Genomic DNA, 24,831 nt, shown 5'->3' on the forward strand with positions numbered 1-24,831 from the left:
GTCACAGTCCTATCGGGTAGTCCACCTTTCTGGGGGGAGGGCAGCCTTCCGGCCCCGGAAACGTCTGCTTGCCCGTGTCGTCGTAGCGCTTGCCGCACTCCACGAGCACGCGCTTGCGGAAGGTGTAGATGCTGGCCACCTTGCCGTTCGGGTGGTAGCAGATATTGTCGCCATCGCGGTCGGTCGAAGCGTAGCTGATCATGGTCTCGCCGTTGACCGTGCGCGTGCTGTGGCCGCTGCGCGGCTCCGTGCATTTGAGCTGGCCGCTTTCGTAATAGACGTTCAAGACCGAGGTGTCGGCGGCGCGGTCGACCAGCAGTTCATCCTTGCGCTTGCCGTTCGGGTAGTTCGAATAGCCTTCCTGGCGCTGGCCGTACTGGAAGGCGTAGTAATACTGCGGCTTGCCGTCCGGGTAGTACATGTGGTGGTACTCGCATACGTCGTCGCGCGTGCTGCCGTATTCCTTGAAGGTGCAGCGGTGGATGTCGTTGAGCAGCTGGCCGTCCTCATAGTACTCGCGCAGGTGCGTGAGCAGGCGGCCCTGGTCGATGACGGCCAGGCGCTCCGGCTTGCCGCTCGGGTAGTAGCGCGCGTCCAGGCCCTGCTTCTTGCCCATCTCCCACATGGTATCGAGGCGCAGGATCTTGCCGCTGTCGTCGAACGCCTGTTCGCGCCCATCGAGCTGGCCGTTGCGGTAGGTGGCCGTGTAGACCGCGTATTCCCTGCCGGCCGGGCCCAGATAGCGCGTGCGGCTGCCTTCGAGCACGCCCGCCTGGTAATGGTCGCGCTGGCGCAGCGCGCCTTGCGCATCCGTGTCGATCGCTTCGCCCTGTTTTTTGCCTTTGACGAAAGTGACGCTTTGCGTGGCCTTGTCCTTGAGCTTGAGCTTCCACGGTCCGTCGCGCAAGCCTTCGATGAAGCTGCCGTCGCCGTCTTCCGTGATCCACGCGCCATGGCGCGAGCCGTTCACGTAGTTGCCGCGCGTTTGCAGCTTGCCGCCCATGCTGCGTTCGTGCGGGCCGTTCAGCTGGCCGCCCGCGTAGGTGTCGAAGCCCGTCACTTCCTCTGCATCGGCATAGTTGACGACTGTCCAGCGGCCTTCGCGCTTGCCGGCCCGGTACATGCCGCTCTCGCTCTGTCGGGGGTAATTGAAGTACCACATGCCTTCCTGCAGGCCGTCGACGAAATGGCCCTTTTCGCTGCCTTCGTGCATGCCGTCGCGCACCCACAGGCCCTGGCGCTTGCCTTTCGCGTACTGGCCCCGCTCGACCACCGAGCCGTCGTCCCAGGCCAGGCTGTAGATGACGGAAGGGCCTTCCTGGCTGCCCGTGAACTGCTTCGGCGCCGTTTCCCACGTTAGCTGCCACAGGCGGTAATTGCGCAGGATGCCGGCGCCCGCATCGCTGTACAGGGTGTAGCTGGCGGTGAGAAAACGGTCGCCTTTTTTCTCGAAGGTTTTCTTGTAGATGATGGCGTCCTGGCTGCCAGCCTCCACGGGCTTGCCCTCGTCGCTGTAGTAGCCGACGATGGTGCCCTGCGTATGGTCGATGGCGTCGAAGTCCGCATTGCCGCTCTTGCCGCGCGCGACGCTGTAGTCCATCGGCGCCAGCTTGGCCAGCGCCGCCTTGACCTGGCCCGCGTTGGGCGCGGCGCTTTGCGCCACGATGCGGTTCAATGCCGGCTGCAAGCCGTCGAGGCGCCGGTACTTGCCGGAACTGCGGTGGTAGCGGTAGGCGCGCAAGCCATTCCTGCCGTCCTGGCGGAACAACACCAGCATGGTTTGCACGCTGTCGTCCGACTCCTTGTCCAGCGAGGCATAGAAGACGGAACGGATGACGGCGTTGCCGAACTGGTCGAGCAAAATGGGTTTCGATCTGTCGCTCTTGCACTCGCAGTAATAGCCGTTGACGCCTTCTTTTTCCTTGAGAAAGGCGATGTCGAAGCCGCTGTCCTGCGAGGCGCTGATGGCGGGATGGGCGAGGGTCTTGCCTTCATAGAAGGGCGCGCCGTGGGCGAAGGCGGAGCAGAGCAGCAAGGGCAGAAGCAGACGTTTCATCGTGTGGCTGGCGCCGGGGCGCCGCAATGGAAAGGCCACGATTCTGCCTGCGTTCTTACTTGTGGGCAAATGGGCGCGCGTCTATCGTGTGCGTGTGCGCGCCCCGGGTCAGGGCTGGTGCGCGGCGCAGAAGTCCAGCAGCAGCTGTTCGCCTTCCGGCCAGGGACCGTAGCCGGCGTCGCCGTTGATATGGCCGGCGTCGCCGATCATGGTGAAATCGCTGCCCCAGGCGGCGGCAAACGCGCGCGCCCGCGCGAAGCTGACGTAGGGATCGTCGCCGCTGGCGACCACCAGGCTGGGAAACGGCAAGGCTTGCAGCGGCACCGGCGCAAAGCCCGTCGTGCCTGCGGGATAGGAGGGCGCTTCCACATCGCTGGGGGCGACGAGGACGGCGCCGGCGATCCTGTGCGGCGAGCCGCTGGCCGCCCAATGGGCCACCAGCGTGCAGGCCAGGCTGTGCGCGGCCAGCACGGGCGGGCGCTCGCAGGCGGCGATGGCGCGATCGAGTTCCGCCACCCATTCGTCCTTGTCCGGTGTCTGCCATTCCCGGTGCGGCACGCGCGACCATTGCGGGTGGCGCGCTTCCCAATGGGTTTGCCAATGCTGCGGCCCGGAATTCCACAGGCCGGCCAGGGTCAGGACGAGAGGCGACATCAAATCTCCTTTTGAAATTAGAGCTCCGTGCGTAAGGCAAAGAGCTCCGGGAACAATACCACGTCGAGCATCTTGCGCAAATAGCTGACGCCCGCCGTGCCGCCCGTGCCCGTCTTGAAGCCGATGATGCGCTCGACCGTCGTCACGTGGCGGAAGCGCCAGAAGCGGAAGGCCGTTTCCAGGTCGACCAGCTTTTCGGCCAGCTCATACAGGGCCCAGTGTTTCGACGGGTCGCGGTAGACTTCCAGCCATGCCGCTTTTACCGAAGCGTCGGCGGCGGTCGGCAGGGTCCAGTCGGCGTCCATGCGCTCGGGGGCGATAGGCAGGCCGCTGCGCGCCAGCAGCTTGATCGACTCGTCGTAGACGGACGGCGTGCGCAGGGCGGCGTCGAGCACCTTGTAGGTGTCGGGGGCCGTCGTGTGCACGTTGAGCAGGGCCGCGTTCTTGTTTCCCAGGATGAATTCGATCTCGCGGTACTGGAAGGACTGGAAACCGGACGAGGCGCCCAGGTAGGGACGGATGGCCGTGTATTCGGGCGGCGTCATGGTGGCCAGCACGTCCCAGGCATGGACCAGCTGGTCCATGATGCGCGCCACGCGAGCCAGCATCTTGAAAGCGGGCGCCAGGTCGCCGCTTTGCAGGTTGGCGCGCACGGCGTGCATTTCGTGCAGCATCAGCTTCATCCACAATTCGCTCGTCTGGTGCTGCACGATGAACAGCATCTCGTTGTGGTTCGGCGACAGCGGATGCTGGGCCGTGAGGATGCGGTCCAGCGCCAGGTAATTGCCGTAGCTCATCGATTCGCTGAAATCCATCTGCGCGCCATGCCACTGCGCATCCTGGCCGCCCGCATGCATGGGGCAGCCGCTCGTGTTTTCCTTGTTCATATTTTTTTCGTCGCTCATGGCATGGTTCAGGTGACGGCATCACGCTTGGCGGCGATGTCGTAGGCTAGTGTGTCGAGGATGTCGCGCAGGATTTCCACGGCATCCCACACGTCGGCAAAGCTCGTGTACAGGGGCGTGAAGCCGAAGCGCATGATGGCCGGTTCGCGGTAGTCGCCGATCACGCCGCGCGCGATCAGCGCCTGCATCACGGCATAGCCGTGCGGGTGCGTGAAGCTGACCTGGCTGCCGCGGCGTGCATGCTCGCGCGGCGTGACAAGGCCCAGCGGATGGCTGGCGCAGCGCTGTTCCACCAGCGCGATGAACAAGTCCGTCAGGGCCAGCGACTTGCGGCGGATGGCTTCCATGCTCGTTTGCGCAAAGATATCGAGGCCGCATTCGACGAGGGCCAGCGAAAGTATCGGCTGCGTGCCGCACAGGGCACTGGCGATGCCGTCGGCCGGCGTGTAGCCCGGGTCCATGGCGAACGGCGTGGCGTGGCCCCACCAGCCGGACAAGGGTTGGCGGAAGCGCGCCTGGTGTTTTTCCGGCACCCAGATGAAGGCGGGCGAACCGGGGCCGCCATTCAGGTACTTATAGGTGCAGCCGACGGCCAGGTCGGCGCCGGCGCCGTTCAGGTCCAGCGGCACGGCGCCGGCCGAATGGGCCAGGTCCCACAGGGCCAGGGCGCCCTGCGCATGGCAATGGCTGCTGATGGCGGCCATGTCGTGCTGGTAGCCGGTGCGGTAGTTGACGTGCGTGAGCATGGCGACGGCGCAATCGGCGGTGATGGCTTGATTCAGTTCTTCGGGACTGTCGACCAGGCGCAGCTGGTAGCCGCGGTCGAGCCAGGCGGCCAGGCCTTGTGCCATGTACAGGTCGGTGGGGAAATTGCTGCGTTCACTGACGATGATGCGCCGCGCGGCATGCGCGGCATGCGCGGGATCGCTGGCCTGCATCTGCAGGGCGGCGGCCAGGGCCTTGAACAGGTTGACCGAGGTGGTGTCGGTGATCACCACTTCGCCCGCGCCGGCGCCCAGCAGCGGCGCCAGGCGGTCGCCCAGGCGCTTGGGCAGGTCAAACCAGCCGGCCGTATTCCAGCTGCGGATCAGGTCCGTGCCCCATTCGGCCGTGATCACGTGCTGGGCGCGGGCCAGGGCCGCTGTCGGCCGCGCACCCAGGGAATTGCCGTCGAGGTAAATCACGCCTTGCGGCAGATCGAATTGCTGGCGCAGGGGCGCCAGGGGATCGTCGAGGTCGCGCGCGCTGCAGTCTTGTCGAGAAATCATGGTGGCTTTCATGTTGATACTTGGCTCAATGGCACGATATTACTTGAAGCTTAAAGTATCGTGCGGGAGCAGGCAGTGTAGCAAATTCACGCCGGAAAGAGGAATTTCCGCGCTGGATGCGTCCCGGAAAATGCGTGCCTGCGGGGCGTCAACGAAAAAAATCACGATTTTTAAAAATATTTTCAAATAACCCTAAAGTTTCGCCAGATGCCGCCGTCAACGTTTACATGAACGGTGTCAAACCGGCCGAAAAAGAATGCGGGTCTTTGAAATATTTTTCAAAAAAGCCCTAAAGTTCCTGCCAAGGCAGCCGTTATCTAGGTAGACAGGCTTGATTCCGATCAAGTTGTTGTAAAAAAGTGATATTTTTTACAGGCCAAAAGTCGGCTAAATCCGGCACAGAGCCAACCTCCCACATCCGCGCCGTTGCTGGCGCGCGACCATGATCGAGCAGTGTTTGTCAGACAAACACCTACGATCCAATCCGCCATTCCCCGACCAAAAATACAGCGCTACGCCTCTGTTGCATTTAATGTTGCTCCTGCAGAATGTATCTCACTGGCAACAAACAATGCCAGCAGAATTCAACGGATTGAGGAGATGGAAATGACTGCTAACGACATGATGGCTGAGATTCGCGACGCTAACCTGAGCTACCTGATGCTGGCCCAGCAAATGATTCGTGCAGACAAGGTAACGGCCATCTTCCGTTTGGGCATCGCCGCCGACATCGCCGAACTGATCGAAGGCATGAGCAATGCGCAGATCCTCAAGCTCGCTGGCGGCAACATGATGCTGGCCCGCTTCCGCTTCGACGACAGCGCCATCCTGGGTATGTTGACGAACTACAATAAGGACCGCTCGCTGGCCCAGTCGCACGCCGCCATCTTGATGGCTGGCCAGGGCGTCGAAGAAATCGCCTAAGCTTTTAAATTAGTACTCGTCAGTCGCGGAGCAAGCAGCATGGCCAAGAAAAGTGTCGTATCGGAAGCGCAGGAAATCCAGCTGGCCATCGAATTGATACAGCTGGGCGCGCGTTTGCAACTGCTGGAGACGGAAGTCTCGCTGTCGCGCGAACGCCTGCTGAATCTGTACAAGGAATTGAAGGGCGTCTCGCCGCCCAAGGGCATGCTGCCGTTTTCCACCGACTGGTTCCTCACCTGGCAACCGAATATCCATTCCTCGCTGTTCATCAACATCCACAAATTCCTCGTCGACCACGCCGGCGCCACGGGCATCGAAGCCGTGATGAAGGCGTACAAGCTGTACCTGGAGCAGATGCCGCCCGAAGCGGGCGAAGAGCCGCTGCTGTCGTTGACGCGGGCCTGGACCCTCGTGCGCTTTTTCAGCAGCAAGATGCTGGACATGGCGCCTTGCGGCAAGTGCGGCGGCAAGTTCGTCGTCAATTGCCTCGACCTGAACGCCGATTATGTGTGTGGCCTGTGCCACATGCCTTCGCGTGCCGGCAAGACCAAGAAGGCGCGCGATGAAGCGGCCGCCGTCGCGCCGGGCGTGGTTGCCTGAGCCGTAAATAGACAAGAGAGCAAGCCGGAGCCGGTCGCCTGACCGCACTCCGGCTTTTTCATGCCTGCATCGCTTACACTGGCGTTTTCCTCCTTTGATTACCCCATGCTGCAACAAATCCTGCGCGCGCCCGCGCTCAAGGCCATCCTGATCCAGGTGCTGGCCTTTCCCTTGATGTTGCTATTGGTATATGGCCTGGCGCGTGCCGGCGTGGCCATGTCGCTGCCGGTCGTGGCGCTGGCGCAGGGCGTGTTGGCGGCGCTCATTACCTGGCGGACGGGCCTGGCGCGCTGGTGGTGCGCCATCGGCCTGCTGTTTGCGCCCGCCTTGCTGGCAGCCAGCCTGCTCGATTTGCCGCCGGCCGTGTTCCTCGCGGCCTTTGTTTTCCTGCTGAGCCTGTATTGGTCCACCTTCCGCACGCAAGTGCCGTTTTATCCGTCGGGACCGAAGGTGTGGCAGGCGGTGGCCGAGCTGATCGCGGACCGTCCCGGCGTGCGCCTGATCGATATCGGCAGCGGCCTTGGCGGGCTGGTGCTGGACCTGGCGCGGCGCCGGCCCGACGGACAGTTTTCCGGCATCGAACTGGCGCCGCTGCCGTGGCTGGCAAGCCGCTTGCGGGCGAAGCTGGCGGGCAGTCGCGCGCGCTTCCTGCGCGGCGACTACGACGCGCTCGACTTCGGCCGCTACGATGTGGTGTTTGCCTACCTGTCGCCGGCGGCGATGGCGGCCTTGTGGAGCAAGGCGGAAAACGAGATGTTGCCCGGGAGCATGCTTCTTAGTTACGAATTCCAGATTACGGCACGCAAGCCCGATAAGACCATTGCCGCCACAGAGGGTGGTCCTTTGCTTTACATATGGTGCTTTTAAGCAATTGTCTGCGTTATTTGCTTGCCCGGAGGGCAATCTCACGTTATTGTAGTTCCACAGGGCATTTTCCCGGAATTGCATTGAAAAGCAGCACATTTCAATTAACTTCCGGTTACTTTTTTTGCCGCTGTCCTTGCCGGCGGCGCAGCCGTCAAAAGACGGGAACAGGTTTGAACATGCCGGGCATACAGTCCCGGCCATTATTGGGAGTCAGGGCACTTGTTAGTCATAATCGGATACATCATCGTCTGCGCCTCGGTCTTTGGCGGCTTCGCGCTGGCCGGCGGCCATCTGGCGGCGCTGTTCCAGCCGCTGGAGTTGCTGATGATCGGCGGCGCCGCCCTGGGCGCCTTCCTTGTTGGTAACAATAACAAGGCCATCAAGGCAACGATTGCCGCCTTGCCCAGCCTGTTCAAGGGCTCGCGCTATACCAAAGAGCTGTACATGGAATTGATGTCCCTGCTGTTCGAAGTGCTGAGCAAGGTACGCAAGGAAGGCTTGATGTCGATCGAAGGCGATATCGACAAGCCGGAAGAAAGCCCGCTGTTTTCCAAATATCCGGCCGTGCTGGCCGACCATCACATCGTCGAATTCATGACCGATTACCTGCGCCTGATGGTGTCGGGCAATATGGATGCGTTCCAGATCGAAAACCTGATGGACAATGAAATCGAGACGCACCATCACGAAGGCGCCGTGCCGGCCCACGTGATCGCCAAGGTGGGCGATGGCTTGCCCGCGTTCGGTATCGTCGCCGCCGTGATGGGCGTGGTGCACACGATGGAGTCGGTGGGCATTCCGCCGGCCGAGCTGGGCATGCTGATCGCGCACGCGCTGGTCGGCACCTTCCTCGGCATCTTGCTGGCCTATGGTTTCGTCGGCCCGCTGGCCAGCCTGCTCGAGCAGAAGCTGGAAGAGTCGAGCAAGATGTTCCAGTGCGTGAAAGTGACCCTGCTGGCCAGCCTGAACGGCTACGCGCCGGCGCTGGCCGTGGAGTTCGGCCGCAAGGTGCTGTTCTCGACCGAGCGTCCGACGTTCAACGAGCTGGAAGACCACATCAAGAAATCGAAAACGAAGTAAGCAGTGAATATACGCCTGGACACCATGAGTCATTTGCAGCACACGGAAGGGGGACGCCATGGCCGATGAAGGCATGCGCCCGATTATCGTCAAGCGTATCAAGAAGACGGCTGGCGGGCACCATGGCGGGGCGTGGAAAATCGCCTACGCCGACTTTGTCACGGCCATGATGGCCTTCTTCCTGCTGATGTGGCTGCTGGGCTCCACCTCGAAGGGCGACTTGAACGGCATTTCCGAATTTTTCAAGACACCCTTGAAAGTGGCGATGGCGGGCGGCTCGGGCAGCGGCGAAAGCAATTCCGTGATCCAGGGCGGCGGCCAGGACCTGTCGCGCCAGGATGGGCAAGTGCGCAAGGCGCAGGAAGAGCAGCAGCGCAAATCGTTCGACCTCAATTCCGCCAAGGCCGCGCTCGAACGCGAGGAAGGCAAGCGCCTGCAGGCCCTCAAGGCCCGCATCGAAGCGACCATCGACGCCAATCCCCTGCTGAAAAAATACAAGAACCAGTTGCTGCTCGATATCACCAGTGAAGGCTTGCGCATCCAGATCGTCGACGAGCAGAACCGTCCGATGTTTGCGCTCGCCAATGCGAACCTGCAACCGTACACCAAGGAAATCCTGCACGCGATCGGCTCCGTGCTCAACGAAGTGCCGAACCGCATCGGCCTGTCCGGCCATACGGATTCGACGCCGTACATGAGCGATGCCGGCTACAGCAACTGGGAATTGTCGGCCGACCGCGCGAATGCGTCGCGGCGCGAGCTGGTGATCGGCGGCATGAAGGAAGAAAAAGTCTTGCGCGTGGTGGGCCTGGGTTCGGCCGCCCACCTGGACAAGCTCGATCCTTTCAACCCGATCAACCGGCGCATCAGCATCATCGTCATGAACAAGCGCACGGAAGAAAACGTCCTGCGCGACGGCGCGGCGATCGAATTGCCCGTGACCGATGCCGCTTCCGCCGCTGTCGCTTCAGGGCTGGCGGCCGGTGCGCCGTCCGCGGCGGCGCCAGTTCCTGCTTCGGCCGCGGCGAAAAAATAACACGCAAGGCTGTCACGCGTGATGTATTGAAACAATGAGACCTTTATGACAAGAAAGAAAATACTTGGCTCGCATGTAAAGCGCCTGTTGTCTGGCGTGTCGGACCATGGCCGCAAGCACTTGACGGAGGTGGAAACCGACCTGGTGCAGACCGGCATCTTGCTGGAAGAGGCGATCGAGAAGCTGTCCTTCAATTTCATGGCGATACACGCAGCCGTCGCTGCGCAGCAGGACACCATCGCCCTGTTGCTCGACGGCGGCATTCCGGCCGAGGAGCAGCGGGAAAAACTGCTGGCGCTGCAGGATGAGGTGGGGGGCTACGTGAATGCCGCCATCACCAGCATGCAGTTCCAGGATATGACCAGCCAGCTGATCGAGCGTACCTTGAAGCGCGTGACGGGCTTGCGCGAGTTCCTCGGGACCCTGGGTTCGCATGGCGCGGAGATGTTGCCGGAGAGCGACAATGAAGAAATTGTCGCCTTGCTGGGGCGGGTCAGCATGGCGCTGGCGATTCAAAGCCTGGAGTTGCGCAGCGTGCTGCGCAAGGCTGTCAGTCAACAGCATTTGGAAAGTGGCGACATCGAGCTGTTCTAGCATGCCAGTGCGGAGCGCTTGTGGTTGCATGGATTGATTAATCAAATACTCGGGCAGGATGCCCGGAATAAGTGGGAGCAAAGATGGCCAAAACGATACTTGCAGTGGACGATTCCAGCTCATTGCGCCAGATGGTGGCGTTCAGCCTGAAAGCCGCCGGTTACCAGGTGGTGGAGGCCGTCGACGGCCAGGACGGACTGGAAAAAGCCAAGCTGCAAACCGTGGACCTGGTGTTGACGGACCAGAACATGCCGCGCATGGATGGCCTGGAGCTGATCAAGCTGCTGCGTGAACTGCCGACCTACCAGAAAGTGCCCATCCTGATGCTGACGACGGAGTCGTCGGACGAGATGAAGTCGAAGGGACGTGCCGCCGGTGCCAATGGCTGGCTGGTCAAGCCCTTCGATCCGCAACGCCTGATCGAAGTGGTCAAGAAGGTGATCGGCTGATGCCAGCCGCGCAGTGCAACGATGCAATTGACGGAGTCACCCTATGACCATCGATATTAGCCAGTTTTTTCAGGTCTTTTTCGATGAGGCCGAAGAACTGCTGGCTGAAAAGGAACGGCTGCTGCTGGCCGTCGATATTGCGGCGCCCGACGCCGAAGACCTGAATGCCATTTTCCGCACCGCCCACTCGATCAAGGGCGGCGCTTCGACGTTCGGTCTCTCCGACATGAGCGAGGTGACGCACATCCTCGAGTCGCTGCTCGACCGCATCCGTCAGGGCCAGATGGCCCTGACGGCGGAGCACGTCGACGCCTTCCTGGCGGCCAAGGATATCCTCAAGATGCAGCTCGATGGCCATCGCCTGGGCAGCGCCGTCGACCAGGATGCCGTGGCCAATGTGCGCATGATGCTGCAGTCGTTTTCGCAGGACGTGCCCGTGGCCGCGCTCACGCCCGTCGCGCCGGCCTTCCATACGGCGGAAAAAGCCGCCGTCAGCCATGCCGGCGGCCATCGCATCCGCCTGGAACTGCCAGCCATGGAGCAGCGCGAAGTCGATGCGCTGGCGGCCGAACTGGGCTTGATGGGCGACGTCGCCGTGTCCAGCTTGCCCGACGCGCGCAAGGTGCTGGAAGTGACGACGCATGAAAGCCTGGACGATATCCTGGCCATCTGCTCGTTCGTGCTCAATCCCGACGACATGGTGATCACGCAGGCGCCGCCTTTGGCGCCAGGCGAAGCCGAAGCGGCCCGCGCGGCGCAGGAAAAAGCCCAGGGCTACGGTTTCTTCGATCCGCTGCCGGGCGCGCCTGCCGCACAGGGCGCGGCCGATCCTGGCTATGGCTTCTTCCAGCCGCTCGAGGACATCCGCGCCGCCGCCGGCGTGCAGAGCGACGCCGAACAGGGCTACGGTTTCTTCCAGCCCCTCGAACAGATACGCGCCGACGCGGCCAGGGCGGGCAGCGCCAGCGCTGCCGCCGCGCCTGCCGTGGCCAGCGCCGCGGCCGAAGCGGAACAGGAAAAGAAACCGGCCAAGAAAGAGGGCGACAAGGCCGGCGCCGAATCGTCGTCGATCCGCGTCTCGATCGAAAAAGTCGACCAGCTGATCAACCTGGTGGGTGAACTGGTGATCACGCAGGCGATGATCGAGCAGCGCGCCAGCGCGCTCGACCCGATGCTGCATGAAAAACTGCTCGACAGCGTCAGCCACCTGACGCGCAATACGCGCGACTTGCAGGAAGCGGTGATGTCGATCCGCATGATGCCGATGGATTTCGTCTTCTCGCGCTTCCCGCGCATGGTGCGCGACCTGGCCACGAAACTGGGCAAGAAGGTCGATTTCATCACGAATGGCGCCGCCACGGAACTGGACAAGGGCCTCATCGAGCGCATCGTCGATCCGCTCACGCACCTGGTGCGCAACAGCATCGACCACGGCGTGGAAATGCCGGCCGCCCGCGTGGCCGCCGGCAAGACCGAGGCGGGCCGCCTGTTCCTTTCGGCCAGCCACCAGGGCGGCAACATCATCATCGAAGTATCCGACGATGGCGCGGGCCTGAACCGCGAGCGCATCCTGGCCAAGGCGGCGCAGCAGGGACTGGACGTATCCGAGACGATGAGCGACGCCGACGTGTGGCAGCTGATTTTCGCACCCGGTTTTTCCACCGCCGAAGCCGTCACCGACGTGTCGGGCCGCGGCGTGGGCATGGATGTCGTCAAGCGCAATATCAGCGCCATGGGCGGCGTCGTCGACATCCGCTCGGCCAAGGGTTTCGGCACGACGATTTCCATCTCGCTGCCGCTGACCCTGGCCATCCTCGACGGCATGTCGATCAGGGTCGGCGACGAAGTCTATATTTTGCCGCTGGGCTTTGTCATCGAATCCTTGCAGCCGGCCGTTGAGGATATCAAGGACATCAGTGGCAAGGGGCAGGTGGTGAAAGTGCGCGGCGAATACCTGCCATTGATCCCGCTGTACCAGATGTTCGACATCGCGCCGCGCTTTACCAGCCCGTCGGAAGGCATCTGCGTGATCCTCGAGACGGAAGGGCGCAAGGCGGCCCTGTTTGTCGACGACCTGGTCGGGCAGCAGCAAGTCGTGGTGAAGAACCTCGAATCGAATTACCGCAAGGTGGTGGGCATTTCCGGCGCCACCATCCTGGGCGATGGCGGCGTGTCGCTGATTCTCGATGTCGCCGCCCTGATCCGTTCCTCGCGCCAGCTGGCTGACGAGTCCATTTTTTCGTAGTACCGATAGATAAAGATAGGAAAACGCACCATGTCAGATACTCAACAAACATCCGGAAGCAATGCGGGCGACGGCAAGGACATCGCCGGTCGTGAATTCCTGGCCTTCACCCTGGGCTCCGAAGAGTACGGCATCGATATCCTGAAGGTCCAGGAAATCCGCGGTTACGAAGCGGTCACCCGCATCGCCAACGCGCCTGAATTCATCAAGGGCGTGATCAACCTGCGCGGCATCATCATTCCCGTGGTCGACATGCGCATCAAGTTCAACCTGGGCACGCCCGTGTACGACCAGTTCACGGTGGTGATCATCCTGAACATCGGCGGCCGTATCGTCGGCATGGTGGTCGACAGCGTTTCCGACGTCACCACCCTGACGCCTGAACAGGTGAAACCGGCGCCGGAAATGGGCACCGCCTTCTCGACCGATTACATGATCGGCCTGGGCACCATCGACGAGCGCATGCTGATCCTGGTCGACATCGACAAGCTGATGTCGAGCAGCGAGATGGGCCTGATCGACAAGCTGGCGGCGTAAGCGGCGGCAAGGCGGCGCCCGGTGCGCCGCCGTTTTAGCACGCAAAGAATCACTACAGATATGCATGTACCGGCGCGGCCAGAGGCGCGCCGGCAGGCTGCAAGGTCCGACAGAGACCAGGCCACAACACGGCGCCGTCCGGTTGAACGGGCGCCGTTCACATAAATATTGGAGACTGTAATGAGTTTGCGCGATTTCAAGATAGGCACCCGGCTGGGGATAGGTTTTGGCAGCATCCTCGCCATCCTGGTGGTGGTGATCGTTTCGGCGAATGCACTGAATTACCGTAACAAGGCCCAGCTGCTCGCGGGCCTGGAGCTGGCAAGTGAAAAGAATACGCAGGCGTCGCTGATGAAAAGCGCGATGCTGGAAACCGGTATCGCCATGCGCAATATCGGCTTGCAGGGCGATGTGGCCCTGATGCAGGCGGAAGAAGGCAAGGTGCGCGAGCAGCGCAAGCTGTACGACGGCGCGCGCGGCAAGCTGTCCACCCTGGGCCTGTCCGATGGTGAAAAGGCGCTGCTGGCCAATATCGCCAAGGTCGACGGCGAAGTCGATGCCGCCTTCAAGGAAGCGATGGGGCAGGTGCTGGCGTTTAACAGCGAGGGCGCGGCCAAGGTGATCGCCACCCGCATCGATCCCTTGAACAAGACGACCCTGGCCGATATCAACAAGCTGCTCGACTTGCAGCACGTGGCGCAGCAAAGCTTCATGGACGACTCGCTGGCGGCCGATGCGCGGCTGATGACGGTACTGTTCATCCTGGGCGGTGCGGCGGTGGCGATCGGCGCCTGGTGCGCCATCTTCATCACGCGCTCGATCACGGTGCCGCTGTCCGGCGCACTGGCCGTGGCGCAGAAAGTGGCGGCGGGCGAACTGACGTCGCGCGTGGTGGTCGAAGGCAAGGATGAAACGAGCGCGCTGCAGCAGGCATTGAAGGACATGAACGAGAGCCTGGTGCAGACGGTCAGCGACGTGCGCAATGGAACGGACACCATCACCGTGGCCTCGCGCGAGATCGCCAGCGGCAATGCCGACCTGTCGGCGCGCACGGAAACGCAGGCCAGTTCGCTCGAAGAGACGGCGTCGTCGATGGAAGAGCTGACGTCGACCGTGAAGCAGAACGCGGACAACGCGCGCCAGGCCAATCAGCTGGCCGTGTCGGCGTCGTCGGTGGCGGAGCAGGGCGGCAACGTGGTGGCGCAAGTGGTCGATACGATGGGTTCCATCAAGGACAGTTCGCGCAAGATCGTCGACATCATCGGCGTCATCGACGGCATCGCGTTCCAGACGAATATCCTGGCGTTGAATGCGGCCGTCGAGGCGGCGCGCGCAGGCGAGCAGGGACGCGGTTTTGCGGTGGTGGCGTCGGAGGTGCGCAACCTGGCGCAACGCTCGGCCGGCGCGGCGAAAGAGATCAAGGGCCTGATCGGGGACTCGGTCGACAAGGTCGATGCGGGCAGCCGCCTGGTGGACGAGGCGGGGCAGACCATGGGCCTGATCGTCACGTCGATCCGGCAGGTGGCCGACATCATGGGCGAGATCACGGCGGCGACGCAGGAACAGAGCCATGGCATCGAGGAAGTGAACCAGGCCATCGCGCAGATGGACCAGATGACGCAGCAGAACGCGGCGCTGGTCGAGGAAGCGGCGGCGGCCGCCGAAAGCATGCAGGAACAGGCGCAGAAACTGGCCGACGCCGTCAGCATCTTCAAGCTCGATGGCGAGAGCGCGGCGCAGGCGGCCATGCCCGCGTCCGCGCCGGTAGTCAAGGCGGCGGCACGGCCGGCACCGAGTGTGGCGGCAAATACACGGCGGTTGGCAAAGACGGCGCAAGCCGGCTCGCCACCGCCCGCGAAAAAGCTGGCGGCAGCCGGCGGCGACGATTGGGAAGAGTTCTGACGCCAACCCGGTCCCGCTAGTTATACTTGCAAAGGCATTGGTCAGAGTAGTCATAGAGAGGTAAAAACAAATGCCGCAAACTAAAACGGATTCGGTCAAAGAATTTGATTTCACTGGCAAGGACTTCGAACGGGTCCGCGCCATGATTTACAAGCGGGCCGGCATCGCGCTGGCCGACAGCAAGCAGGAAATGGTCTACAGCCGCCTGGCCAGGCGATTGCGCGCGACCGGCATTTCCTCGTTCGTCCGTTACCTGGACGACCTGGAAGCGGGCCGCATGGGCGACGAGTGGGAGGCGTTCACGAATGCGCTGACGACCAACCTGACGTCGTTCTTCCGCGAGGCGCATCACTTCCCGCTGCTGGCCGAGCACGTGAAAAAACTGAGCGGGCCGATCACCATCTGGTGTTCGGCCAGTTCCACCGGCGAAGAGCCGTATTCGATCGCCATGACGGTGTGCGAGGCGTTCAATACGCTCACGCCGCCCGTCACCATCATCGCCACGGACATCGACACGAACGTGCTGGCCACGGCCGCCAATGGCGTCTACAACCTGGACCGCCTCGACAAGATGCCGGCCGACCGCGCGCGGCGCTTTTTCTTGCGCGGCAAGGGCGACCGCGAAGGGCAGGTGCGGGTACGCCCGGAACTGCGCCAGATGATCACCTTCAAGCCGCTCAACCTGCTGGCCGACAGCTGGCCGGTGACGGGGCAGTTCGACGTCATCTTTTGCCGTAACGTGATGATCTATTTTGACAAGGCGACGCAGCGCAAGATCCTGTCGCGCTTTGTGCCCTTGATGAAGCCCGATGCCCTGCTGTTTGCAGGCCATTCGGAGAATTTTCTGTACGTGTCGGATTCATTGAAGCTGCGCGGTAAAACAGTCTATGAGCTCGACCAGCCCCGGGGCGCCGCGCCCAAGGCAACGTCGCATCGTACATGAGAGTGAAATATGAGCCTGGAATCCAAAGAGCAATTCGCCACTAACGTCTATTACGACAGGACGTTCAATTGTGACGCCGCCAAGATCTTGCCTGGTGAGTATTACTTTACCAACAAGGACATGCTGATCGTCACCGTGCTCGGCTCCTGCGTCTCGGCCTGCATCCGCGACCGCGTCACGGGCCTGGGCGGCATGAACCATTTCATGCTGCCCGATGGCGGCAGCGATCCGAACAGCCCGATTTCCGCATCGATGCGCTATGGCACCTACGCCATGGAAATCCTGATCAACGATCTGCTGAAGGCGGGCGCGCGGCGCGAGAACATGGAAGCGAAAGTGTTCGGCGGCGGCGCCGTGCTGCGCGGCTTCACGGCGATCAACGTGGGCGAACGCAATGCGGCCTTCGTCATCAATTACCTGAAGGCCGAAAAGATGCGCGTGGTGGCCGAAGACCTGAACGACATCCACCCGCGCAAGGTGTACTTCTTCCCCCGCAGCGGCAAGGTGCTGGTGAAAAAACTGATGCAGACGCATAACGACACCCTGGTGCGCCGCGAACTCGATTACGCCAGCCGCCTCAAGGTCGCGCCGGTCGGTGGCGAGGTCGAACTGTTCTAGTAGCACCAGGCCAAACCTGCCGCGCCGCGCCATGCGGCTTGCGGCGGTTTGTCCGGTGGACTAATTTAATAAGGAATAAGGGCCGCAAGGCCTGGAAGGATAACTATGAAGATCAAAGTATTGATCGTGGACGACTCGGCGCTGATCCGCAGCGTCATGACGGAAATCGTGAACAGCCAGCCCGACATGGAAGTGGTGGGTGCGGCGCCCGATCCGCTGGTGGCGCGCGAGATGATCAAGCAGACCAACCCCGACGTGCTGACCCTCGACGTCGAGATGCCGAAGATGGATGGTCTGGACTTCCTGGAAAAGCTGATGCGCTTGCGCCCCATGCCGGTATTGATGGTGTCGTCCCTGACCGAGCGCGGTTCGGAAATCACCATGCGCGCGCTGGAGCTGGGCGCCGTCGATTTCGTCACCAAGCCGAAGATCTCGATTCAGAGCGGCATGCGCGAGTACACGGACATGATCGCCGACAAGATCCGCGCCGCCTCGAAGGCGCGCATCCGTGCGCGCACCCTGCCGTCGGCAGGCGACAAGACGGCCGCGCCGCTGCCCGCCCTGCGCAGCCCGTTGACGTCGAGCGAAAAGCTGATCATCGTGGGCGCCTCGACGGGCGGTACGGAAGCGATCCGCGAATTTCTCATGCAGATGCCGTCCGATTGCCCCGGCATCCTGATCACGCAGCACATGCCGGAAGGCTTTACGCGCTCGTTTGCGCGCCGCCTCGATTCCCTGTGCAAGATATCGGTGCAGGAAGCGGCGGGCGGCGAACGCGTGCTGCCCGGCCACGCCTACATCGCGCCCGGCCATTCGCACCTGACCCTGACGCGCAGCGGCGCCAACTACATGACCAAGATCGACCAGGGCGAGCCGGTGAACCGCCACCGCCCGTCCGTCGACGTGCTGTTCCGTTCGGCCGCGCAATCGGCAGGTAAAAATGCCGTCGGCGTGATCCTCACCGGCATGGGCAAGGATGGCGCACAAGGCATGTTGGAAATGAAGGCCGCAGGGGCGTATAATTTTGCACAGGATGAGGCCAGTTGCGTGGTGTTCGGCATGCCGCGCGAGGCGATCGCCGTCGGTGCTACGCATGAGGTTGGCGCTCTGACGGCGCTGCCTGGCATGGTGCTGGGACACCTGGCGGCACATGGCATGCGTGCTTTGCGCGTGTAAGCCACGTTTTATATGATCTGAGGCAAGTTTGTTCGCCTAAAAGCAACGAAAATGCTATCCTACAACTTGCTGCCGTAGTGTCGACCATAATGTCGGCATTCATGTCGATATTATTAACAAACCGCTACAGAAACAACGGAGTTATTCATGGCTGATCCAAAGATGAAATTTTTAGTCGTTGACGATTTTTCGACGATGCGCCGCATTGTCCGGAATCTGTTGAAGGAACTGGGTTATGCCAACGTCGATGAGGCGGAAGACGGCGTGATGGGCCTGGCCAAGCTGCGCGCGGAATCGTTCGATTTCGTCGTCTCGGACTGGAACATGCCAAACATGGATGGCCTGACGATGCTGCAGCATATCCGCGCCGATCCCGCACTGGCCAAGCTGCCCGTGCTGATGGTCACGGCCGAAGCGAAAAAAGAAAACATCATCGCCGCCGCCCAGGCTGGCGCCAGCGGTTATGTCGTCAAGCCGTTCACGGCCGCGACCCTCGATGAAAAGCTGAACAAGATTTTCGAGAAGCTGGAAAAAGCGGGCGCCTGATTCAGGTTTGACCGTTATCAAGAAAAACGCTGCCCGTGCAAACCGGCAGCGTTTTTTTTGTCCGCAAGAATATCAGACCAGCCCGCCATTCGCGCGCAGGGTTTGTCCGTTGATCCAGCGGCCATCCGGCCCTGCCAGGAAGGCCACGGCGGCGGCGATATCGTCCGGCGTGCCCAGGCGCTCCAGGGGCGCCATCTTGCCCATGCGCTCTATCGTTTCTTGCGTCTTGCCGTTCAAGAACAGGGCCGTGGCCGTAGGGCCGGGGGCGATGGCGTTGACGGTGATGTTCTTGCCACGCAGCTCCTTGGCGAAGATATTCGTCATCGTCTCGATGGCCGCCTTGGTGGCGCCGTAGACGCTGTAGCCGGGCAGGGCCAGACCAATCACGCTGGTCGAGAAATTGACGACACTGCCACCGTGGCGCAAGCGCGCCGCCGCCTGGCGCATCGTGTTGAAGCTGCCCTTGACGTTGATGGCGAACAGGCTGTCGAAAGTGGTGTCGTCCGTGTCTGCCAGGGCGGGGAGCGCGGGCGGCATGATGCCGGCGTTGTTGACGAGTACGTCGATGCCGCCAAAGGCCGCCTCTGCCGCATCGAACAGCGCCTGCACGTCGCTTGCCTCTGCCACGTTGGCCTTGACCGCGATGGCGGCGCCGCCGTCGGCCACGATGGCCGCCACCAGCTGCTCCGCCTCCACCTTGCCGCTGGCGTAATTGACGACGACGTGCATGCCGTCGCGCGCCAGGCGGCGGGCGATGGCCGCGCCGATGCCGCGCGAAGCGCCCGTGATGATGGCGACCTTGGCCGGGGTGGATGGTGTGTCCATGGGTGTTCTCCTGTCGTGGTGGGAGGCGCGGAATGCCGGGCCAGTGCAGTCATTGTGATCTTTATCGATGCATGGATAAAGGTGGCTCTATTAGTTTCAACGTGCAAAAAATATCAATAATCCTTGTCCAGCCGCCTGATGCAAAAGAAACAATCTCCCGCTGCCCGCAAGAAATTGCGCAAAGGAATTAAATATTTCCCAAAGTTAACTTTACACGTCAAATAATTTGGCCCATGATCGCTGCAGTATTTCCCTTTGTCCCCGACCCCGACAAGAAGGAGCGCATGATGCGCCGAGCACCCGTATTATTTTTCGCCCTGAGCACGGCCCTGTTGACGGCCTGTGGCGTGAGCCTGGAACAAACCGCCGTCGCGCCTCTTGCCTCTGTCGAAATGCAGGAGCCGGTCGTGCAAGCGCCTGCCGAAGCCGATGGCCGGCATGCCTATCTGCACCGCGTGGGCAGCCAGGATTATGTCAGCCTGAGCCAGACCGGCCCCGAGGGCGGCTTGCCGATATTGACGGGCACGCAGCGCCATGCGCGCGCCATCCGCCTGCTGGCAGCCGATCCGGCCCAGGCGCGGGCCATCTTGCGCAGCCTGAGGCTGCCTGCGAACCAGCGCAAGCTGTGGGCGGGAGAGGAAATCGTGCTCGATGCGGCCAGCTACGACATGCTGCAGGCGGCGCGCGGCAGCGACAAGCCGCTGTTTGCCGAACTGAAACTGGTAGGGATGGAGAAGTAGAGAAAGAAACGGGGCCGAATGGCCCCGTTGTGATGATGCTTAAATTTCGAGGTTGTCGATCAACCTCGTTTGACCCAGCTTGGCGGCGGCCAGCACCACCAGCGGTTCGCCGGCGGCCAGTTCAGCGGCGCTCGGCGCTTGCAGGTTGGCACGCTTGCGCACGGCGATGTAGTCCGATTTCCAGCCCCGGCTGTTCAACAGCTGCATGCTGGCCTGTTCCAGTTCGCCCACGGCCAGGTTGCCCTTGCGCACTTCTTCAGCCACAAAATTGAGACCCTTGTACAGCTCCGGCGCTTCCGCGCGCTCGCTTTCCGACAGATACATATTGCGCGACGACAAAGCCAGGCCATCGTCCGCGCGGTACGTTTCCGCAGCGATGATTTCCGTCGGCAGCGCGAACTGGCGCGCCATGTTGCGGATGATCATCAGCTGCTGGTAATCCTTCTTGCCGAACACGGCGACTCGTGGGCCCACGCACGAGAACAGCTTGGTGACGACCGTGCACACGCCTTCGAAGAAGCCGGGGCGGAATTCGCCTTCCAGCGTATTGCCCAGGTCATCGGGCGGGCGCACGCGGTATTCCTGCGGTTCCGGGTACAGTTCCTTTTCCGTCGGGGCGAACAGCACGTACACGCCTTCCTTTTCCAGCTTGGCGATGTCGGCCGCCATGGTGCGCGGATATTTCTCGAAGTCTTCGTTCGGGCCGAATTGCAGGCGGTTCACGAAGATCGAGGCGACGACGGGGTCGCCATGCTTGCGCGCCAGGCGCATCAGCGACAGATGGCCTTCATGCAGGTTGCCCATGGTGGGGACGAACGCCGTGCGCAGCTGTCCGCTGAGCTGGTCGCGCAATTCTTCGATGTCGGAAATAATTTTCATGGATTGCTTTCGCTAAAACCCCGTTGTACGGTGGTCAGTGACAAAGGGTAGGGGTCAGGCGGGCGAATAGGCCAGCCGGACGTAGATGGGGGCAAACGGTTCTGCCTGGGTGATTTCGATCAGGGTTTCCTTGGCCAGTTCCAGCAGGGCCACGAAGTTGACCACCACCACGGGCACGCCGCCGGCAATGTCGAACAGCTCGCTGAACTCGACGAAGCGCGACGACTGCAGATGGCGCAGGATGCTCGACATGTGTTCGCGCACGGACAGTTCCTGGCGGCTGATGCGGTGATGCTGGGTCAGCTTGGCCCGCTTCAGCACGTCGAGCCAGGCCTGCTGCAAGTCCACCGGTTCCACGTCGGGCCAGGTGGGCGTCAGGCTTTGCTCGATGAAAATCTGCGTGCGCACGAAATCGCGCTCGAACTGGGGGATGGCGTTCAGGTCGTAGGCGGCCAGCTTGATCTGCTCGTACTCGAGCAGGCGGCGCACCAGTTCGGCACGGGGGTCGCCGCCATCTTCCTCGACGTCGCTCTTGCGCGAAGGCAAGAGCATGCGCGACTTGATCTCGATCAGCATGGCCGCCATCAACAGATACTCGGCGGCCAGCTCCAGGTTGCGCACGCGGATCTGGTCGACATATTTCAGATATTGCAGGGTCACCTGCGCCATCGGAATATCAAGAATGTTGAAGTTTTGCTTGCGGATCAGGTAGAGCAGCAAGTCGAGCGGGCCTTCGAAGGCTTCGAGGAAGATTTCCAGCGCGTCCGGCGGAATGTACAAATCCGTCGGCATGCGCATCATCGGTTCGCCATACAGGCGGGCGATGCCCAGCGGGTCGGCGGCGGGTGCCGCGTCCGTGGTTGCAGATGCTGCAGGGGCGCCGCTGCCGTCGCCTTCGGCGACAGGTGGAGGCGACTCGATGACTGCGCCGGCACCGGAAGCGTCGGCTTCCGGCGTGACTGCAGACTCTTCAGGCAACATCGTGCCGGTTCCAGATCTTAGTTCTTGTTCTGGTAAACGTAAGCCTGTTGCTTGACGGCCGACGCCAGTTGGCGTTCCTGCTCATCGATGCTGACGGCCGGCTTGTCCCACAGCAGGGCGCGGCCCGCTTGCTGGCCCGCTTCCATGCCAGGATTCTTGGCCTTCAGTTCGGCGATGAACAAGGTGTGGTCGGATACGTAGTTGGTGTGTTTTGCAGGCAGTTTCATATTCTCTTCTGAGTGTCTTATGGGTAAGGTCAGCCGGCCGTATTTTACCGCGCCGTGCCGCTTGGCGGGTTGTTGTATCGGCAAGTCAGGGTGAAATTGCTAAAAATCAATAGCGCAGCAAACGCCGCATCACCATCGGTGCCGGTTCGGCGGGGTTGGCGTGCGAATATTCCAGTTCTTCGGCCAGCTCGAATTCGAAGGCCGCATAAAAATCGATCAGCTTGCGCTGGTCGCGCCGCACGGCCAGGCGCAGCTCTTCCGCCTGGCACGACAGGCCGTGATGAATGATGGCTTCCAGCAAGTGCTGCGAGACGTTGCTGCCCCGGTAGGCGGGCAGCACGCCCATGCGAGAAATCTTCCAGATGGCGGGGTCGCTGTCGAGCGGCATCCAGCGCAGCGAACCGGCTGGAATGTCGTCGATCAGCAACAGAAAACCGCCGCCGTGGCGCAATTGCTCCGCCACTTGCTCGGCCGTCTCGTGGTGTCCACTGGACGAGGCTGCCACCTTGCCGGCCCATGCGGCGCGGGTCAGCTCGGCCATCAGCTGTGCATCGGCATTTGTTGCTTCGCGCACCACGATATTCATCATCGGTCCTTGTGGCGGCTTAGCGGATGCGCATGCCAGGTTCGGCGCCCGGCCACGGGTTCAGGATGTAGATGCCCGGATTTGCCTTCTCGTCGGCGCTGGAGGCGGCCATGACCATGCCTTCGGAAATGCCGAACTTCATCTTGCGCGGCGCCAGGTTGGCCACCAGCACCGTCAGCTTGCCGACCAGCTCTTCCGGCTGGTAGGCCGAGCGGATGCCCGAGAACACGTTGCGCAGGCGGCCTTCGCCCGCATCCAGGGTCAGGCGCAGCAGCTTGTCGGAGCCGTCGACCAGTTCGCAGTTGACAATCTTGGCGATGCGCAGATCGACCTTGAGGAAGTCGTCGATCTTGATCTCGGGCGCCAGTTCTTCGATGGCGCTGGCCGGGGTGGCGGCCACGTCGCTGGCGGCATCGGCGGCCGGTACGGCCGCTGCCGCTTGCGGCGCGTCGAACAGCGCTTCGATCATCTTGGCATCCATGCGCGTCATCAAATGGCTGTAGCTGCCGATGGTGCGGCCCAGCATGCTGCTCGAGACGACATCGACTTGCGTATCGGCCCAGCTGAACTCGGCATCGCTGAGGAAGCCGGCCACGTTCTTGGCCACGCCCGGCAACACCGGCGACAGCAGGATCGTCAACTGGCGGAACAGGATCAGGGCCGTGGTGCACACTTCGTGCAGTTCGGTCGTCTTTTCCGCATCCTTGGCGAGGATCCACGGCTTGTTTTCATCGACATACTGGTTGGTGATGTCGGCGATTTCCATGATCTCGCGCAAAGCCTTGCCGAATTCGCGGTTTTCGTAATGGGCCGCGATGCTGGCCTGACGTTCCTTGCTCAGCACTTCGTCGCCGGACTGTACCTTGGTCGTGAGCGCGCGCCAGATGTAGCCCTGAGCGTTCGGCGACAGGCTGGTGGCCAGCTTGCCGTCGAATTTCTTGGCGATGAAGCCGGCGCAGCGGCTGGCGATATTCACGTACTTGCCGATCAGGTCGCTGTTCACGCGGGCGACAAAATCTTCGCCGTTGAAGTCCAGGTCTTCCACTTTCGAGTTCAGCTTGAAGGCGATATAGTAGCGCAGCCATTCCGGGTTCATGCCCAGGTCCAGGTAGCGCAGCGGGGAGATGCCCGTGCCGCGCGACTTCGACATTTTTTCATTGTTGACCGTCAGGAAGCCGTGTACGTTGACTTTCAGTTTGTCGATCACCGGGTGATTGGCGAACTTCAGCATGGCGGGCCAGAACAGCAAATGGAAGGAAACGATGTCCTTGCCGATGAAGTGGATCTGTTCCGTCGACGGGTCATTCAGGAAGGCGTCGAAATCGATGCCTTTCTTGTCGCAATAGTTTTTCAGGCTGGCCAGGTAGCCGACGGGCGCGTCCATCCACACATAGAAGAACTTGCCCGGCGCATCGGGAATCGGGATGCCGAAGTAGGGCGCATCGCGCGAGATATCCCAGTCGGCCAGCTTTTCACCCGCTTCACCCAGCCATTCGCTGACCTTGTTGACCATTTCAGGCTGCAAGCGGCCTGGCGTGTTGAGCCAATCCTTGAGAAATTCGAAGCAGCGCGGGTCGGACAGCTTGAAGAAATACTGTTCCGACGGCTTCATCACGGGCGTCGCGTTGGTAAACACGGAGAACGGGTTGACCAGGTCGGTCGGCTGGTAGGCCGCGCCGCACACTTCGCAATTGTCGCCGTACTGGTTCTTGGCGCCGCATTTCGGGCATTCGCCCTTGATGTTGCGGTCGGCCAGGAACATGCCCTTGACCGGGTCGAAGAAGCGGTCGACGGTTTTCGTGACGATCAGGCCCGTATCGCGCAGCTTGCGGTAGATCGATTGCGACAGGTCGACGTTTTCCGGCGAATCGGTCGAATACCAGTTGTCGAAGGCAATATGGAAGCCATCGAGGTACTGGGCGCGGCCGGCCGCGATGTTGGCGACGAATTGCTGCGGCGTGATGCCTTCCTTCTCGGCGGCGATCATGATGGGCGTGCCATGCGTATCGTCGGCGCCCACAAAGTGCACTTCACGGCCGGCTTCGCCATCGCGTTGCATTCGCTGGAACCGGACCCAGATATCGGCCTGGATGTATTCCATGATGTGGCCAATGTGAAAAGCGGCGTTTGCGTAAGGCAGGGCAGTGGTGACGAACAGCTTGCGAGTCATGATTGATGCACTTTTGGGATGGA

The 24,831-nt window shown here is 61.8% G+C and carries 25 protein-coding genes; 15 read left to right on the plus strand and 10 right to left on the minus strand.

Annotated features, from left to right (window positions below):
* Position 1: 1 nt before the first annotated feature.
* From BLU39_RS09595 to kynU, 4 genes are all read right to left on the minus strand, one after another.
* Complete coding sequence (locus BLU39_RS09595; RefSeq protein ID WP_139178215.1) at positions 2-2,056, minus strand: toxin-antitoxin system YwqK family antitoxin; 2,055 nt, start codon at positions 2,054-2,056, stop codon at positions 2-4.
* 108 nt (positions 2,057-2,164) lie between these two features.
* Entirely contained in the window at positions 2,165-2,710 is a 546-nt protein-coding gene (locus tag BLU39_RS09600; RefSeq protein WP_092712354.1) for an RBBP9/YdeN family alpha/beta hydrolase, read from the minus strand.
* 17 nt (positions 2,711-2,727) lie between these two features.
* The gene (kynA, locus tag BLU39_RS09605; RefSeq protein WP_092712356.1) at positions 2,728-3,615 is read right to left on the minus strand and encodes a tryptophan 2,3-dioxygenase; all 888 of its coding nucleotides are present in this window, start codon (positions 3,613-3,615) and stop codon (positions 2,728-2,730) included.
* Positions 3,616-3,623: 8 nt separating this feature from the next.
* Positions 3,624-4,883 (minus strand): kynureninase, encoded by a 1,260-nt coding sequence (gene kynU / locus BLU39_RS09610; RefSeq protein WP_092712358.1) that lies wholly within the window; start codon positions 4,881-4,883, stop codon positions 3,624-3,626.
* Positions 4,884-5,489: 606 nt separating this feature from the next.
* Here kynU and flhD point away from each other — a divergent pair.
* The 14 genes from flhD to cheY all read left to right on the plus strand — a co-directional run bounded on the left by flhD (position 5,490) and on the right by cheY (position 18,400).
* Positions 5,490-5,807, plus strand: coding sequence for a flagellar transcriptional regulator FlhD (gene flhD / locus BLU39_RS09615; RefSeq protein WP_010396649.1), 318 nt, complete (start codon positions 5,490-5,492; stop codon positions 5,805-5,807).
* A 39-nt stretch (positions 5,808-5,846) separates the two neighbouring features.
* Positions 5,847-6,407, plus strand: coding sequence for a flagellar transcriptional regulator FlhC (gene flhC / locus BLU39_RS09620; protein ID WP_092712360.1), 561 nt, complete (start codon positions 5,847-5,849; stop codon positions 6,405-6,407).
* Between the two features lie 105 nt (positions 6,408-6,512).
* Entirely contained in the window at positions 6,513-7,274 is a 762-nt protein-coding gene (locus tag BLU39_RS09625) for a class I SAM-dependent methyltransferase (RefSeq protein WP_092712363.1), read from the plus strand.
* 219 nt (positions 7,275-7,493) lie between these two features.
* The gene (gene motA, locus BLU39_RS09630) at positions 7,494-8,354 is read left to right on the plus strand and encodes a flagellar motor stator protein MotA (RefSeq protein WP_077401985.1); all 861 of its coding nucleotides are present in this window, start codon (positions 7,494-7,496) and stop codon (positions 8,352-8,354) included.
* A gap of 58 nt (positions 8,355-8,412) precedes the next feature.
* The gene (motB, locus tag BLU39_RS09635; RefSeq protein ID WP_092712366.1) at positions 8,413-9,390 is read left to right on the plus strand and encodes a flagellar motor protein MotB; all 978 of its coding nucleotides are present in this window, start codon (positions 8,413-8,415) and stop codon (positions 9,388-9,390) included.
* A gap of 45 nt (positions 9,391-9,435) precedes the next feature.
* Positions 9,436-9,984: a chemotaxis protein gene (locus BLU39_RS09640; RefSeq protein ID WP_092712368.1), complete on the plus strand. Its 549-nt coding sequence runs from the start codon at positions 9,436-9,438 to the stop codon at positions 9,982-9,984.
* Between the two features lie 83 nt (positions 9,985-10,067).
* Entirely contained in the window at positions 10,068-10,433 is a 366-nt protein-coding gene (locus BLU39_RS09645; protein WP_034758362.1) for a response regulator, read from the plus strand.
* Between the two features lie 43 nt (positions 10,434-10,476).
* Positions 10,477-12,678, plus strand: a complete 2,202-nt coding sequence (gene cheA / locus BLU39_RS09650; RefSeq protein ID WP_092712370.1) for a chemotaxis protein CheA — start codon at positions 10,477-10,479, stop codon at positions 12,676-12,678.
* 30 nt (positions 12,679-12,708) lie between these two features.
* Positions 12,709-13,215, plus strand: a complete 507-nt coding sequence (locus BLU39_RS09655; protein WP_034758356.1) for a chemotaxis protein CheW — start codon at positions 12,709-12,711, stop codon at positions 13,213-13,215.
* A gap of 180 nt (positions 13,216-13,395) precedes the next feature.
* Positions 13,396-15,117, plus strand: coding sequence for a methyl-accepting chemotaxis protein (locus tag BLU39_RS09660; RefSeq protein ID WP_092712373.1), 1,722 nt, complete (start codon positions 13,396-13,398; stop codon positions 15,115-15,117).
* Between the two features lie 70 nt (positions 15,118-15,187).
* The gene (locus tag BLU39_RS09665) at positions 15,188-16,060 is read left to right on the plus strand and encodes a CheR family methyltransferase (protein WP_092712375.1); all 873 of its coding nucleotides are present in this window, start codon (positions 15,188-15,190) and stop codon (positions 16,058-16,060) included.
* 9 nt (positions 16,061-16,069) lie between these two features.
* Positions 16,070-16,678: a chemoreceptor glutamine deamidase CheD gene (gene cheD, locus BLU39_RS09670; protein ID WP_034758343.1), complete on the plus strand. Its 609-nt coding sequence runs from the start codon at positions 16,070-16,072 to the stop codon at positions 16,676-16,678.
* Positions 16,679-16,783: 105 nt separating this feature from the next.
* Positions 16,784-17,854 (plus strand): protein-glutamate methylesterase/protein-glutamine glutaminase, encoded by a 1,071-nt coding sequence (locus BLU39_RS09675; RefSeq protein ID WP_034758339.1) that lies wholly within the window; start codon positions 16,784-16,786, stop codon positions 17,852-17,854.
* Between the two features lie 147 nt (positions 17,855-18,001).
* A complete protein-coding gene (gene cheY / locus BLU39_RS09680; RefSeq protein WP_026132837.1) occupies positions 18,002-18,400 on the plus strand; it encodes a chemotaxis response regulator CheY in 399 nt (132 codons plus the stop codon).
* Between the two features lie 72 nt (positions 18,401-18,472).
* On the opposite strand, the gene BLU39_RS09685 is transcribed toward cheY, so the two are convergent.
* Positions 18,473-19,225 carry an SDR family oxidoreductase gene (locus BLU39_RS09685; RefSeq protein WP_092712377.1) on the minus strand — a complete coding sequence of 251 codons (753 nt, stop codon included), beginning with the start codon at positions 19,223-19,225 and terminating at the stop codon, positions 18,473-18,475.
* Positions 19,226-19,458: 233 nt separating this feature from the next.
* Between BLU39_RS09685 and BLU39_RS09690 the strand changes: the two genes are divergently transcribed.
* Entirely contained in the window at positions 19,459-19,965 is a 507-nt protein-coding gene (locus tag BLU39_RS09690) for a hypothetical protein (RefSeq protein ID WP_139178217.1), read from the plus strand.
* A 39-nt stretch (positions 19,966-20,004) separates the two neighbouring features.
* Here BLU39_RS09690 and panC read toward each other — a convergent pair whose 3' ends face one another.
* The 5 genes from panC to metG all read right to left on the minus strand — a co-directional run bounded on the left by panC (position 20,005) and on the right by metG (position 24,808).
* On the minus strand, positions 20,005-20,844 hold the full coding sequence (panC, locus tag BLU39_RS09695) for a pantoate--beta-alanine ligase (RefSeq protein ID WP_058048494.1): 840 nt from the start codon (positions 20,842-20,844) through the stop codon (positions 20,005-20,007).
* Between the two features lie 54 nt (positions 20,845-20,898).
* Positions 20,899-21,825: a segregation and condensation protein A gene (locus BLU39_RS09700; protein WP_092712382.1), complete on the minus strand. Its 927-nt coding sequence runs from the start codon at positions 21,823-21,825 to the stop codon at positions 20,899-20,901.
* Between the two features lie 17 nt (positions 21,826-21,842).
* Complete coding sequence (locus tag BLU39_RS09705; RefSeq protein WP_035826611.1) at positions 21,843-22,052, minus strand: DUF3460 family protein; 210 nt, start codon at positions 22,050-22,052, stop codon at positions 21,843-21,845.
* 106 nt (positions 22,053-22,158) lie between these two features.
* On the minus strand, positions 22,159-22,638 hold the full coding sequence (locus BLU39_RS09710; protein WP_092712991.1) for a GNAT family N-acetyltransferase: 480 nt from the start codon (positions 22,636-22,638) through the stop codon (positions 22,159-22,161).
* 19 nt (positions 22,639-22,657) lie between these two features.
* Positions 22,658-24,808 carry a methionine--tRNA ligase gene (gene metG / locus BLU39_RS09715; protein WP_092712385.1) on the minus strand — a complete coding sequence of 717 codons (2,151 nt, stop codon included), beginning with the start codon at positions 24,806-24,808 and terminating at the stop codon, positions 22,658-22,660.
* Positions 24,809-24,831: the final 23 nt, after the last annotated feature.

It is taken from the genome of Janthinobacterium sp. OK676, assembly GCF_900103595.1.
GTDB lineage: Bacteria > Pseudomonadota > Gammaproteobacteria > Burkholderiales > Burkholderiaceae_D > Janthinobacterium.

Coding starts and splice junctions, on each gene's coding strand:
- BLU39_RS09595 (WP_139178215.1), bottom strand. CDS start 2,056: ATGAAACGTCTGCTTCTGCCCTTGCTGCTCTGCTCCGCCTTCGCCCAC.
- BLU39_RS09600 (WP_092712354.1), bottom strand. CDS start 2,710: ATGTCGCCTCTCGTCCTGACCCTGGCCGGCCTGTGGAATTCCGGGCCG.
- kynA (WP_092712356.1), bottom strand. CDS start 3,615: ATGAGCGACGAAAAAAATATGAACAAGGAAAACACGAGCGGCTGCCCC.
- kynU (WP_092712358.1), bottom strand. CDS start 4,883: ATGATTTCTCGACAAGACTGCAGCGCGCGCGACCTCGACGATCCCCTG.
- flhD (WP_010396649.1), top strand. CDS start 5,490: ATGACTGCTAACGACATGATGGCTGAGATTCGCGACGCTAACCTGAGC.
- flhC (WP_092712360.1), top strand. CDS start 5,847: ATGGCCAAGAAAAGTGTCGTATCGGAAGCGCAGGAAATCCAGCTGGCC.
- BLU39_RS09625 (WP_092712363.1), top strand. CDS start 6,513: ATGCTGCAACAAATCCTGCGCGCGCCCGCGCTCAAGGCCATCCTGATC.
- motB (WP_092712366.1), top strand. CDS start 8,413: ATGGCCGATGAAGGCATGCGCCCGATTATCGTCAAGCGTATCAAGAAG.
- BLU39_RS09640 (WP_092712368.1), top strand. CDS start 9,436: ATGACAAGAAAGAAAATACTTGGCTCGCATGTAAAGCGCCTGTTGTCT.
- BLU39_RS09645 (WP_034758362.1), top strand. CDS start 10,068: ATGGCCAAAACGATACTTGCAGTGGACGATTCCAGCTCATTGCGCCAG.
- cheA (WP_092712370.1), top strand. CDS start 10,477: ATGACCATCGATATTAGCCAGTTTTTTCAGGTCTTTTTCGATGAGGCC.
- BLU39_RS09655 (WP_034758356.1), top strand. CDS start 12,709: ATGTCAGATACTCAACAAACATCCGGAAGCAATGCGGGCGACGGCAAG.
- BLU39_RS09660 (WP_092712373.1), top strand. CDS start 13,396: ATGAGTTTGCGCGATTTCAAGATAGGCACCCGGCTGGGGATAGGTTTT.
- BLU39_RS09665 (WP_092712375.1), top strand. CDS start 15,188: ATGCCGCAAACTAAAACGGATTCGGTCAAAGAATTTGATTTCACTGGC.
- cheD (WP_034758343.1), top strand. CDS start 16,070: ATGAGCCTGGAATCCAAAGAGCAATTCGCCACTAACGTCTATTACGAC.
- BLU39_RS09675 (WP_034758339.1), top strand. CDS start 16,784: ATGAAGATCAAAGTATTGATCGTGGACGACTCGGCGCTGATCCGCAGC.
- cheY (WP_026132837.1), top strand. CDS start 18,002: ATGGCTGATCCAAAGATGAAATTTTTAGTCGTTGACGATTTTTCGACG.
- BLU39_RS09685 (WP_092712377.1), bottom strand. CDS start 19,225: ATGGACACACCATCCACCCCGGCCAAGGTCGCCATCATCACGGGCGCT.
- BLU39_RS09690 (WP_139178217.1), top strand. CDS start 19,459: ATGATCGCTGCAGTATTTCCCTTTGTCCCCGACCCCGACAAGAAGGAG.
- panC (WP_058048494.1), bottom strand. CDS start 20,844: ATGAAAATTATTTCCGACATCGAAGAATTGCGCGACCAGCTCAGCGGA.
- BLU39_RS09700 (WP_092712382.1), bottom strand. CDS start 21,825: ATGTTGCCTGAAGAGTCTGCAGTCACGCCGGAAGCCGACGCTTCCGGT.
- BLU39_RS09705 (WP_035826611.1), bottom strand. CDS start 22,052: ATGAAACTGCCTGCAAAACACACCAACTACGTATCCGACCACACCTTG.
- BLU39_RS09710 (WP_092712991.1), bottom strand. CDS start 22,638: ATGAATATCGTGGTGCGCGAAGCAACAAATGCCGATGCACAGCTGATG.
- metG (WP_092712385.1), bottom strand. CDS start 24,808: ATGACTCGCAAGCTGTTCGTCACCACTGCCCTGCCTTACGCAAACGCC.